At 54.9% G+C, this 12,950-nt stretch carries 10 protein-coding genes; 4 read left to right on the plus strand and 6 right to left on the minus strand.

Annotated elements, in window-relative coordinates:
- Nucleotides 1-103 precede the first annotated feature (103 nt).
- Nucleotides 104-1,489 carry a glutamine synthetase family protein gene (locus AABA21_RS28645; RefSeq protein WP_338255494.1) on the plus strand — a complete coding sequence of 462 codons (1,386 nt, stop codon included), beginning with the start codon at nt 104-106 and terminating at the stop codon, nt 1,487-1,489.
- Here the strand turns inward: AABA21_RS28645 and AABA21_RS28650 are convergent.
- Complete coding sequence (locus AABA21_RS28650; RefSeq protein ID WP_338255496.1) at nt 1,486-3,177, minus strand: phospholipase D-like domain-containing protein; 1,692 nt, start codon at nt 3,175-3,177, stop codon at nt 1,486-1,488. The two genes, AABA21_RS28645 and AABA21_RS28650, sit on opposite strands and share 4 nt — an antisense overlap.
- Nucleotides 3,178-3,509: 332 nt before the next feature.
- Here AABA21_RS28650 and AABA21_RS28655 point away from each other — a divergent pair, with 332 nt between their 5' ends.
- The 3 genes from AABA21_RS28655 (at nt 3,510) to AABA21_RS28665 (ending at nt 7,612) form a co-directional block, all read left to right on the plus strand.
- Nucleotides 3,510-5,210 carry a peptide ABC transporter substrate-binding protein gene (locus tag AABA21_RS28655; RefSeq protein ID WP_338255498.1) on the plus strand — a complete coding sequence of 567 codons (1,701 nt, stop codon included), beginning with the start codon at nt 3,510-3,512 and terminating at the stop codon, nt 5,208-5,210.
- A 296-nt stretch (nt 5,211-5,506) separates the two neighbouring features.
- The gene (locus AABA21_RS28660; RefSeq protein WP_338255499.1) at nt 5,507-6,466 is read left to right on the plus strand and encodes an ABC transporter permease; all 960 of its coding nucleotides are present in this window, start codon (nt 5,507-5,509) and stop codon (nt 6,464-6,466) included.
- 21 nt (nt 6,467-6,487) lie between these two features.
- Nucleotides 6,488-7,612, plus strand: coding sequence for an ABC transporter permease (locus AABA21_RS28665; RefSeq protein WP_338255501.1), 1,125 nt, complete (start codon nt 6,488-6,490; stop codon nt 7,610-7,612).
- A gap of 346 nt (nt 7,613-7,958) precedes the next feature.
- Here AABA21_RS28665 and AABA21_RS28670 read toward each other — a convergent pair whose 3' ends face one another.
- The 5 genes from AABA21_RS28670 to AABA21_RS28690 form a co-directional block, all read right to left on the minus strand.
- Nucleotides 7,959-9,362 (minus strand): NAD-dependent succinate-semialdehyde dehydrogenase, encoded by a 1,404-nt coding sequence (locus AABA21_RS28670; protein WP_338255503.1) that lies wholly within the window; start codon nt 9,360-9,362, stop codon nt 7,959-7,961.
- 16 nt (nt 9,363-9,378) lie between these two features.
- Entirely contained in the window at nt 9,379-10,143 is a 765-nt protein-coding gene (locus AABA21_RS28675) for a cytidylate kinase-like family protein (protein WP_338255504.1), read from the minus strand.
- Between the two features lie 155 nt (nt 10,144-10,298).
- Complete coding sequence (locus tag AABA21_RS28680) at nt 10,299-11,198, minus strand: HpcH/HpaI aldolase/citrate lyase family protein (RefSeq protein ID WP_338255505.1); 900 nt, start codon at nt 11,196-11,198, stop codon at nt 10,299-10,301.
- Between the two features lie 163 nt (nt 11,199-11,361).
- Complete coding sequence (locus AABA21_RS28685) at nt 11,362-11,583, minus strand: hypothetical protein (protein WP_338255507.1); 222 nt, start codon at nt 11,581-11,583, stop codon at nt 11,362-11,364.
- 626 nt (nt 11,584-12,209) lie between these two features.
- Nucleotides 12,210-12,902 carry a GNAT family N-acetyltransferase gene (locus AABA21_RS28690; RefSeq protein WP_338255509.1) on the minus strand — a complete coding sequence of 231 codons (693 nt, stop codon included), beginning with the start codon at nt 12,900-12,902 and terminating at the stop codon, nt 12,210-12,212.
- Nucleotides 12,903-12,950 lie beyond the last annotated feature (48 nt).

The raw sequence follows: 12,950 nt of genomic DNA on the forward strand, positions 1-12,950 counted from the left end.
CCCTTCTCCCCGCCGCAGGCGGGGATACAAGAGGAATGTTATGCTTGATTAAAAAGTTAAAGATCGTAGGTGCGCACCTACAGAAAAAGAAGGGGACAATAGGATGAAGCTCGCTGAGGTGAAAAGTCTCATTGAGGATGGAAAAATTGAATACATCAAGCTTGGCGTGCCCGATATCGATGGCGTCTTCCGTGGTAAGCGCGTCACGGCACCATTCTTCCTGGATGGACTCGAAGATGGATTCGCCCAATCTGATGTGTTATTCGGCTGGGATATCGCGGAGAATGTGCTCCCCAATCTGAAGGTGAGCAACATCAACCGTGGCTTTGGGGACTTCGTGATGATCCCCGACCTCGATACGTTCGCGCTGGTACCCTGGGAGGATCGGGTGGCCTCCTGCGTCTGCGACCTGCGAGCCGAGCATGGTGATCCCATCAATGTCTCACCTCGCTATGTCTTGAAGTCCCTGCTTGAGCGCGCTCGCGGCCTGGGATTCTCCGCCATGGCGGCCTCCGAATTGGAGATGCGTTACTTCCGTGAAGATCAGGTGTCGCTGCGCAACAAAGATTTTGGACCAGACCTGACGCCAATCAATCCCGGCACCAACTGCTATGTGATCAGCCATGCTACGGCCGACGATTATCTGATCGGGCAGATTGTGCGCCAGATGCGTACCTACGGCATCGAGATCGAGGGCTACAACCGCGAGCACGGACCCGGTATGTACGAGATCAACATGCACTATAGCGCTGCCCTGACGGCGGCCGACCGCACGATGCTCTTTAAGAACGGCGTCAAAGAGATCTGCCATCAGAAGGGCTTCACCCCGACCTTTATGGCCAAGTGGAACGCTGATGAGGATGGTAGCAGCGGACACTCCCACATCAGTTTGTGGGACATGGCTGGTGAACGCAACGTCTTCTGGGACGATGAGGCCGAGGACCACATGTCCGCCACCATGCGCTATTTCCTGGCCGGCGTACTGCAGAAGATGCCCGATATGATGGCGCTCTATGCCCCCACCATCAATTCATATAAGCGCTACATCGAGGGGACCTGGACGCCGCTCAACACCGCCTGGGGCATGGATAACCGCACCTGCGCCGTACGCGTCATTAACAGCGGTCGCAAATCGATCCGCCTGGAGAATCGTGTGCCAGGGGCCGATGCCAACTTCTACCTGGTCTTTTCCGCCATGCTGGCCAGTGGTCTCTATGGCATCGAACACCAGCTGGAGCTGCCGTCGCGCCTGGATGGCAATGCGTATAGTCAGGAGAAAATTGAGCAGGCGCTCGCCAGCGGTCAGATGCATCCTTTAGCCCGCAATCTGACCACCGCTACCGACCTGTTCGAGCGTAGCGAAGTGGCTCGCGAATACCTGGGAGCTGACTTCGTCGAGCATTTCGCCACCACGCGCCGCTGGGAAGTGCAGGAATACGAGAAGGCCGTCACCAACTGGGAGCGCCGCCGCTACCTGGAACTGATCTAGTGCGCGTCTGGCTCTTCGATCCAGCCATGGTCCGCACGGACATTTAAGTTATGTTGCGTGGCCTCTGCGGCGGTCAGATATGGCAGCAGGTGGCCGACAAGAGGTTCACGATCCTTATAGCGTTGTAGATTTTCCTCGGCCCGCTGCCTCATCAGCTGCACGGCCTGGAAGGGATCGTGCAGGGCCTCTTCCATCTGCTGGAAGGACTTCTCCGCCAGAGCCTGCGCCTGCGTATCCAGGTTCTGTTCTCGATGGAGCCGGGCGGCCGCGGCCAGCTCTTCTGGCTTCAGCAGTCCGATGTGCTCCGCCTGCAGCAGCAGGCGCAGACCGTGGGCCAGGAAGCTATCCAGCGTCGCCACATTGATCTCGGTATCGTCGTGCATGCCACGGTTATTCAGATTGCCCGAGCCAACGGTAGACCAGGTATCATCGATGATGGCCGCTTTCGAATGCACATAGATGGGACGATAGTGAAGCAGGCCATCTTCCATCTTAAAGTGCGAGGTAGCCAGGCAGAAAGCGTGCAACCTGCTCTCCTTCACGGCCTCGGGCGCCTCGTTCCGCAGCCGGATCAGGGCCGCGTCGCTAAAGGCACGTCCCACATTGGGATGATCGGGCAGGATGATGCTCATCGTAACGCCCCGGCGCAGGGCCTCGATGATCTGCCCGATGTGTTGCTCCATCTCCGCGCTATCCCTACCCAGCAGCGAGATATCAACGCCATAGTAGGCGCGCTGCCAGAAATATTGATTTTCCAGGTAGATGGATTGCTGCGCGTTGGTGAACGCATGATCATAGAGCTGTGTAATGCCCAGAATGGCGTCTTTATCAAAGCTATAGGTATGCTTGGGCACGGTACGGGCGATCTGCACGATGCTCTGGCTCTCGACCGGGGCGGGTACAGGCTGTTCCGGGATATGCAGCTGCTCCAGGTGATGGCGTGCTATCAGGTCATTCCAGCGCTGGCGAAAGTTCAACTCCACATCCCCGGCGGCCAGTCCCGTGATCTTCGCGTGTGTATCATGCCAGCCATGGGGAGACTTACCCGAACTGGTACGGCGCAATGGGGTATCAAAAGGATGCTCGGACGTATCCCAGCGATCGAAATCATCTTCCTTCTCGATTAACGGATCGAGACCACCCACGAAGGCAATCTTATGGTCGACCACCGTCACCTTTTGATGCAGCGACTCGATCTGGTGATGCAGGATCCCCTCGGCGCTGTCGTCGAGCAGGCAGGTAATCCCCAGCTCGGTCAGTTTATCGTGGGCCGCCTGGGGATCATATACCGCGAAGGCTTTCTTGGCCTTCCACAGCAGTACCTTGACCTCGACTCCCTTGCTCTGCGCATATGCCAGCACCTCCTTTACCGATAGCCTGTGCGTCAACCAGAAATTGATATCGGCCTCTTGCAAGCCCTGTGTCCGCAGGCCCTCGATGTACGTGGCGCGCGTATCCTGTTCAGGCTGCTCGGGCAATAGATCTTCACCCCGCACCAGCAGCATATCCGGCTCCATACCCCAGTTAGCCAGGTAGATCGAGCGCGTGGCGCGCATAAAGCACAGGCACATCTCCATAAAGGTCGCCTGCCCATCCACGTAGTACGTCACGCGCGAATCACGGCGGACAGGGGTATCGCCGAGCGCCCACCAGTCGGTCGCGGTAATCTCTTTTGACTCACTATACATACCTATGATAGCCTCCCAGTAAATATTAAAGAATGCCAAATTATTACAGACTCAACTAATGATACCCGATAAGGACAGAAAACCCAATTTTTCCCGCCGACGAATAATGGTGAGAGATTTTACTTAATGGATGACGTAGTTAAATATATCTAAAAAAAATTATTCAGCACATACCTTTTGCACATATGGATAAAAGTGAAATGCAGCGGTCAAAGGAGTGATGCAAAAAGCCAGGAGATATTTGCTCTTTATTTTTTGCTGTTACAGTCTATTGCGTCGTTGTGTGCTGAGTTATCGTCCTACCTCTTTGGGTTTATACAAGGAGAATCATTGTGAAAGCCGGTAAGAAACTTTCTTTTCAGTTCCTCGCCAGCCTCCTATGCTTGATGGCTATTTTTCTGGCCTCTTGCGGTGGCAGCGGGAACTCATCCTCATCCTCACCAGCTGCCTCAGATGACAAGCAGGTGTTGCGTTACCCGGTTGTTGGTGACATCAACAGCTTCGATCCTGGTACTGTACAGGATACCGACTCCAATTTCCCCATTCAGGCCGTCTTTACGGGCCTGGTTACCCTGGATAAAGATCTGAAGGTGAAGCCTCAACTGGCGGCTGAACTGCCCAGCGTTTCCAGCGACGGCCTGACCTATACCTTCAAGCTGCGCTCCGGCTTGAAGTTCAGCAATGGTGATCCGCTGACATCGAAAGACGTTGTCTATAGCATCAACCGTGCTGTCTCCAAGAGCCTCAACTCACCTGTCAGCTACTATTTGAGCCTCTTGAAGGACTTTGACAAAGTCAACTCAGGCAAGATCCCAACGTTGATTGGTGATAGCCTGCTGACCCCTGATGACAACACCGTTGTAATCAAGATCAGCAAACCAGCCGCTTATTTCTTACAGACGCTCTCCTATCCTACATCCTATGTAGTGAACCAGAAGATCGTCGAGAAATACAAAGGTGGTAGCAGCCCCTGGACCGATCATATTCAGGAAGGCGCTGGCGCTGGTCCATTCAAGGTCCAGACCTACAACCACAGCACCGGTATCACGCTGGTACGCAACGATAGCTACTACGGTCCCAAGCCAAAGCTGAAGACTCTGTCAGTTGTCTTCTACAAAAACGAAGATGGCATGTACAAAGCGTATCAGGCCAAGCAGCTCGACTTCACCTTCGTTCCGACCGCGAACGTTGGTGACGTTACTAGCAAGCCCGACTACAGCGCGACCAACGTATTGACCATTCGCTACCTCAGCCTGAACTACCTGGCCAAGCCCTTTGACAACATCAAAATTCGTCAGGCCTTCGCGCTGGCGATCAACAAAGATCTTGTTGTCAAGACCGCGATGAATAACGCCTTTACGGCTACCAACCACGTCATCCCCAGTGGCATGCCTGGCTACGATCAGGCTCTGACCGGACCAGAAGGCACCACCACCCAGGGTGATCCCGCCAAAGCCAAGCAGTTGCTGGCCGACGGTATGAAGGAAGAGGGTATTACGACCCTGCCTTCTCTGACCCTGACCTACTACCCACGTGAGCAGAGCTTCAAAGACGCGATGTCTCAGATCGTCTCGATGTGGCAGACCAACCTGGGTGTTAAAGTCAACGTCAACACCGTAGCCCGTGCTCGCTTGCTGGACCTGGAGAACGCTACCAAGAACAACGCCTCGCTGCCGATGTGGCAGGCGGGTTGGAACGCCGACTATCCTGATCCACAGGACTGGCTGACCACCTTCTTCGATCAGGGTTCGGACTACAACCAGTTCAACTATGGTCAGAACCAATCCAAAGCGGCTCCTGAGCAGGTGCAGGTGCAGCAGGAACTGCGCAAAGCCGACGTCACCCAGGACCAGACCGAGCGCATGAAAATGTACAATGACGCCGAGCAGAAGGTCATCAACGATGTGGCCTGGATCCCTCTGTGGCAGGAGAAAGTACACTCCCTGACCAGCCAGAAGGTGCACAACCTGAAGCTGAACTCACAGCAGTTGATTCCGCCCGACGACTGGAGCAACATTTACATGTCGGCATAACTGGACGGAACGGAAGTTGGGATACGTCATCTACCATCGTTTCTCTCGAAATATGGCAGATGACCTCCTGAACCCCCTTCACCAGTTAGTTGTAGGTATCCGTGACGTAAGTTCTTTCGATAGATGAAAACGTTACGGATATTTTCCTTTTTAGCCATCTACATATTTCTTTCATATCTATCGTTGGCGCAGGATAGAATGCGTAAGTTATGTGGCATTGAAGGCAATATTCCTCTACCTGTACGTTCTTGCTAGAGAATAGCGTTGTGGTAGAGAAAAGGAGGTCGAAGCCTGGTATGCTTAAATTCTTGATTAAGAGATTCGTTGGGCTCATATTCGTGATTTTTTGCGTGACATTTCTCACGTTTATCATAGGATACTTTTCCCCGAGTAACCCCATTCAGATTATGATGGGCGACCATCCAAATCATCAGCTGGAACTGCAACTGATGCATCAGTATGGATTGGATCTTCCCTGGTATCAGCAATACGCGAACTTTGTGATTCGCCTGCTGCACTTTGACCTGGGCACCTCGTTTAAAACGATTGGGCGGCCGGTCAAAGATATTATCGGCGATGGCCTGCCGATATCACTGGAGCTTGGCTTCTGGGCCCTGATTATCCAGGTCGGCATCGGCGTTCCGGTGGGTATTATCTCGGCCATCAAGGCGAATAGCTGGACTGATACCATCAGCATGGGTGCTTCGCTGGTGATTTACGCGTTGCCATCCTTTATCCTGGCCATCCTGGTGCAGTTTTTGATTATCTGGCTGGACAATACCTTTGGCTGGAGCTGGCCGAATACCCAGTGGGGCACCCCCTGGCAATACACCTTGACGGATATCCAGTATAAGCTCGCGCCAATCCTGGTGTATGGCGCGACGGGTATGGCTTATTTCGCGCGTCTATCGCGCACAAGCATGCTAGAGATCTTGCGACAGGACTACGTGCGTACAGCCCGCGCCAAAGGCCTATATGAGCGGGTCGTTGTCTATCGACACGCCTTCCGCAACGCATTGATCCCTCTGATTACTATTATTGGTTTGTCGATTGGCTTCCTGGTAGCGGGTGCCTTCTTCATTGAAAGAATCTTCTCCATCCCTGGTATTGCTGGTATCACATTGGACTCGATCGATAACCTGGATTATCCGGTAGTGCAGGCGACGACCGTTATCCTGGCGATTGGCGTGGTCTTTGGCAACCTTTTGTCAGACATCTGCTACACACTTGTTGATCCCCGCATCAAAGCTGAGTAAGTTGAGAAGGTGAGAATTGAAATGGAACAAGATAGAGGACCGAAAATCAGGAAGCCCAAATTCGTTGAGCCCGGGGAATCTATGGTGCCGACACCTTCTCCCCAGGAATTGTTGATCGAGGAGGCGCCTGCCTTAGCTCCTGAAGTTGTTGACGGACAACCAGTTAAGGCGCCAGACAAAGAACAGAAGTCACCCACCCCGTTTCAGGAATCAATGCGGCGCCTGCGTAGAGATAAGCGTGCCATGTTTTGTCTGGGCGTGATTATACTCTATATCCTGATCGCCATCTTTGGGACGCCGATTTATAAGCTGGCGGGCCCCGGTTATAAGAGTAACATGACCAATACGGTGATCCCCGCCTCGGTCTATCGCGACTTTACCCATCAGGAAGCGGATCGCAAGCACGAGGGACCGTCCGCGCAGTACTGGCTGGGTACAGACTCCATTGGTCGTGATCTCTTCTCACGCCTGATGCAGGGTATGTTGATCTCGATCGCGGTGGCGGTAGTCGTGGAGGTGCTCGACATTATTCTGGGCGTCGCCGTTGGGGTGCTGGCGGGCTATTATGGTGGCTGGATCGACTTTTTCCTGGCGCGCTTCACCGACGTTATCTTTGCCTTCCCGGGCCTGCTCTTTATCATCTTGCTGGTAGGTATCCTGGGAACCAAGGCCAATGATATGCTGGGCAATATACCCGTCATCGGTGCCAATGGTAATGCGCGTCTGCTCTTTGTGTCGATCGGTCTGGCCCTGACCGTGTGGCCATTGATGGCCCGCTACGTGCGCGGCCAGACACTGCAGTTGAAGGAGCAGCAATTCATTGAGGCTGCCCGCACCTCTGGCGCGACCGACTTCACAATCATCATGCGCCACCTCATTCCTAATCTGCTTAGCATCGTTATTATTGCCTCGACGCTAAACATTGCCAACACCATTATCAGTGAGGCCGGTATCAGCCTGCTTGGTCTGGGCGTGCAACCTCCCGGCTCCAGTATCGGATTGATGATTTCTGATGCGACCGACTTCCTGCAGAACCATCCATGGGAAGCATTGTTGCCATCTTTTGTGCTGGTCATTATCGTCCTGGCCTTCTCCTTCCTGGGCGACGGTCTGCGCGACGCCTTCGATCCTCGCGCCAAAGATTGAGTGGGTGTCAGACACACTTTTTGCAGGGGGCGTGGGCGCCCCCTTTCGGGCGGCCGCCCGGTTTTTATAGTGGTTCAGCAGGGGCGCATCCGCGCCCCTGCTGAACCACTATAAAAATGGTGTTGTGCAGCTGTGGCGTTCAGGGGCGCATTTGCGCGCCCAATACCTTCAATTTAAAAGCACAAAGAGGGAAAAAATCATCGTAATCGTAGGTTCGGCCCTTGCGGCCGATTTTTCTTTCCCCCCATGAATATGCGGTGGTGTATGGCAGGGGCGCGTTTGCGCCCCTGCCATACACCACCGCATAATATAGAGTATGGGGACGCCTGCGTTCCCCACGCCCCGCCTACTCGGCCGGGGACTTGGTGGGTGTCTCTTCAACTTTGGGGCCGATCCAGATGGTCTGGACGTTGACGAACTCTTGAATGCCGAAGTGGGAGAGCTCGCGGCCATAACCGCTGTGCTTGACGCCGCCGAATGGCAGGCTGGGCGCGGAGGCGGTCATGCCGTTGATAAAGACGCCACCGGCTTCGATGCGTGCCGCCAGCCGTTGGGCCAGTTCTATATCTCGTGTCCAGAGATTGCTGCTGAGCCCAAAGATCGAGTTGTTCGCCAGTTCGATGGCATGGTCGGCGTCGCGCGCGCGGATGACGGCGGCCATTGGACCAAAGGTCTCTTCCTTGAACACCGTCATCTCAGGCGTGACATCCACCAGAATGGTGGGCTCATAGTAATAGCCATTATCCCCGAAGCGCTTACCGCCGGTGGCTAGTCGCGCACCCTCCGATAGAGAGGCCTGGACCTGTTTCTCCAACGTCTCGCGCAGATCCTTGCGCGCCAGCGGCCCTATCTTTGTCTCACGCTCCAGGGGATCACCGATGCGGAGCTGGCGCGTATTCTTCACGAACTTCTCAACGAATTCGTCGTAGACCTGGTCGACCACGATAAAGCGTTTGGCGGCGATACAGCTCTGTCCATTGTTCTGGTTGCGCGCCTGCACCGCTGTTTTGGCCGCTTCATCAAGATCGGCGTCGGCCAGAACGATATAGGCATCCGAACCGCCCAGTTCCAGCACGTGCTTTTTGAGTACGCTGCCACTCGCCTCCGCCACCTTTATCCCGGCCTGTTCGCTGCCCGTCAGGGTTACGGCGACCACGCGTGGATCTTTAATCAGCTTTTCCGTTTCCGCGCCGGGCACCAGTACGGTCCGAAAGACGCCCTGTGGAAAGCCGGCCTCCTCGAACATGCGCTCGATCTCTAGCGCTACCCGTGAGACGTTGGAGGCGTGCTTGAGCACCGCTGTATTGCCGGCCATCAGGCCGGGGGCGGCGAAGCGCATCACCTGCCAGTAAGGAAAGTTCCATGGCATCAGCGCCAGCACCACTCCCAGGGGACGAAAGGCCACGTAGCTCCTGGTGGCGTTGCTCGACATCTCCTGTGGCGTTAAAAACTTTTCCGCGTTATCGGCATAGTAATCACAGTTTAGCGCGCACTTTTCAACTTCCGCCTCCGCTTCCACAATGGGCTTGCCCATCTCCAGTGTCGCGGTTCGTGCCAGGCGGGCCTTATTTTCGCGCAGATGGCTGGCCAGTCGGTGGAAGAGGGTGCTGCGCTCCGCGAAACTGGTGCGGCTCCAGCTATTAAAGGCTGTATGGGCTTGCTGCAGGGCGCTATCGATCTGCTTGTCTGTATAGGGTTCAAAGGTCTCCAGAACTTCTTCTGTGGCCGGATTGATTGACTGGATACTCATGATATGTATTTCCTTGTTACACAATAGCTTGTACGATGGGGAGCGCCTGGCAAATAAAATTTGTGGCGCTCTCAAATGAGAACAGGCCGGTATTGATGAGTAGATGATAGAAATTTGGCTGCTGCCCGTCTACACCATAGTAGCGGCGTAGATAGCGGGCCTGCTCATCGTCGCGCTGCTCGATCATTTCTTTCGCGTTGGCACGGTTGACCTGATACTGCTTCATCACATAGTCGATGCGATATTCCATAGGCGCGAAGATATGGATATGCAGGGTGCGTGGATTATTATGCAGTAAGAATTGTGAGCCCCGGCCCACGATAATGGCATTTCCCTGCGTCGCCAGTTCCAGAATGACGCGCTGGGTTAAATGGAAGTAGGCCAGTTCCTGTGATTGGGACTGGGCCTTGGCGGCCGGGTACATATAGTGAACATTGAACGGATTGCTGGACCGCAATGCTTCCAGGATATTGCCTGAGATTCCGGTGGTCTGTTCATCCTGCTGGGCCGCGTATTCTATATCCACGCCTAGCCGCTCGGCCACCTCGGTAATAATCTTCTGATCGACATAATTGAGGCCGGAGGCCTTTGCTACCAGGTGCGCGATGTCGGAGCCTCCACTGCCAAACTGGCGCGAGACAGTCACCACGACCGAGCCCTGAGGCGGAATGCCAGAGGGCATGGGATCGGCAGCCAGAGCCGTTTCGGGAAGCACGCGCGTCTCAACCGACTTCCCCTTTGCCCCGAGCTTTTGAGCGTTCCCATGAAGTGTATCTTCCATCAGCATGATCCTTCTTCTGCGTATAAGCTCTGGCGATTTTTTGTCCAGGACCTTTACATAAAGGGTTGCCCTTACTTATTATGATAATGATCTCCCTGATTATTTTACGTGTAAGGTGTCCCTGAAAGATACGTTTTAGCGTGCTACCGGCTGTCTCACATACCGATCAGATCGGCGCGAGCAATAATATTTTTCACGCTACGCACGATGGCGGCATCGACCATCTTCCCTTCAAAGGCGATCGCGCCCTGGCCCTGTGCCAGCGCCTGTGTATAGGCCGCGTCCAGGCGGCGCGCGTACTCGACTTCGGCGGGATCGGGGGAGAAGATCTGGTTGGCGATGGGGATCTGGGATGGATGGATGGCCCACTTGCCGACGAAGCCCAGGGTGTGGGCGCGTACGCATTCGCCCTCATAGCCGGAGGCGTTTTTAAAATCGGCATAGGCACCATCGATCGCGTCGATACCGGCGGCCCGCGCCGCGATGGCGATCTTGTTGCGCGCGTAATGCCAGAGATCGCCCGGATAGCTGTGATGGGTCCCTTCGATGCCCTTGCTATCGACCCCCTGCGAGGCGCTATAGTCGCCGGGCCCAAATATCAGAGCCTCCAAGCGACTGCTGGCCCTGGCGATATCTTCCACATTGAGCATAGCCTCCACCTCTTCGATCAGCACCTCCAGCCCGATGCGGCGCGAGAGGCGGCGGTGCTTCTCAATCTGTGAGAGCAGGGTATCGACCCACCACACATCGCGGGCCGACTTTACCTTGGGGACAATCAGAATGTCGAGATACTCGCCCGCTTCCTCCACCACCGAAATAATATCCTGGTAGGCAAATTCCGTTTCCAGATCATTGACCCGTACGGCGCGCGTCTTCTTGCCCCAATCCAGTGACATCAGGCTGTGGATCGCTTTGGCGCGGGCCGACACCTTTTCATTCGGGGCGACGGCATCCTCCAGATCGATAAGGACCAGGTCGGCGGCGCTGGCGGCCGCCTTTGCTATCATATATTCATTGCTGCCGGGGGTTGACAGCTCCGACCGTCTGAGGCGCATAAAAGACTCCTTTGGCTATCATGTGTTATGGCTGCATATCCCTGCTTGCAGGCGCTGATGCATCCATCCTCTATTATATGCGATGAGGCAGCTACGGCGTCCGGACGCCATAGCTGCCTCATCGCATATGCTACTTTAGATTTTCCTTTTACCGCGCATTGGCTTAGCCAATAGCCTGGATATACAGTTCACACACGGTCAGGGTTGCTTCCGTTTCGCCGACATACTGCATGAGCTGATCATGATACCTATCCACCCGCCGCATACGAGCATCGATAAAGGCATGTTTGGCGGTGCCACTGGCCAGACCCGTCAAACCACGTTCCATTGCTTCATATTCTTCTAAAATCTTTTTCCTGAGCAGGGCGACTTCACTGTGAGACATAGCTTTGGCTCCTCACCAAGAGATGGAGAGTGTCAGACACACTTTTTACTAGCGAGCGTGAGCGCCCCCGTACGGGCGTCCGCTGACGCGGCCGCACCGGTTTATATGTGGGTGCAACAGGGGCGCATCCGCGCCCCTGTTGCACCCACATATAAAAGGCTGTGAGCATCGCAGGTGCGAAAGCGCATGCAATGGGCTGTTGAGCCACACAAGTGCGAAAGCGCATGCAATGGGCTGTTGAGCCACACAAGTGCGAAAGCGCATGCAATGGGCTGTTGAGCCACACAAGTGCGAAAGCGCATGCAATGGGCTGTTGAGCCACACAAGTGCGAAAGCGCATGCAATGGGCTGTTGAGCCACACAAGTGCGAAAGCGCATGCAATGGGCTGTTGAGCCACACAAGTGCGAAAGCGCATGCAGGCCTCGGGCGATTACCATGAGTGTCAGACACTCGCATAGACCGGACATGGGACGATATAAGGTGCGATATACGGTTATTGTTGACTTTAGTGAGACAGCTTGCATAAAATCAATATAAGATGACACATGGTACCTGTTTATATATGTATTAAACGTGACGCTGTGTCTTTTTGACGGGTTTTACAAGCAGTGTAGACGGGAATTTCTTATTTTGCAGCGGGACGGATGGTGGCTCCCAGCACAAAGGGACGATAGCCGGCCGCATGGGCGAGATGGAGGGAGGCATCATTGTCTGCCAGCGCGCTGTAGAGGGGGAGCAGCCTCTCTTGCTGTACACCATCGGCCCACAGTATCGTCACAGCCAATCCAAAGCCCTGGCGACGCGCCTGTGGATGCGTCTCGATACCGAGCTCACAGACCTGATTGGTACGCCGCGAACTGTGGGCGATCGCGAGCAGGCGCTGGTCCTTGACCACGCCGAAAAGTGGCGCCCGCTCGGGCTGAAAGAAATACTCGCCATACCCCTTCTCATAGGCCTCGACCAGGGGATAATCATCCTCGCCAAGCGCCCGTGCCATCGTGCGTGCGGTCGCCAGGTCCATTGCTGGTGCGTGCGATTGCACAAAGGCCCGCTCATAGGTCGCGGTATAGCTCGCATCATTGGACTGATTATCGGGGGACCAATCTACGATCTGCTGACGCTGGTCCGCCGCGACATCGGGACGCCAGATAAAGATTGTCTCGCTCGCCATCTTTCCGACATACAGCAGCCAGTCAGGCTGTGAACCCGTGCTAGCAAGCTCCGCGCTCACATCATCTATCATGGGCAGCGTAACGCCCCACACCGCCTCTACATGCAGGCGCAACAGCTCCCGATCATTAAATATCCGTTGTTGCAATAGATGGCCTCCTTTGCCTCCAACCCATAAAAAGAATGGCAGGGTTGA

Source organism: Dictyobacter halimunensis, from assembly GCF_036245075.1.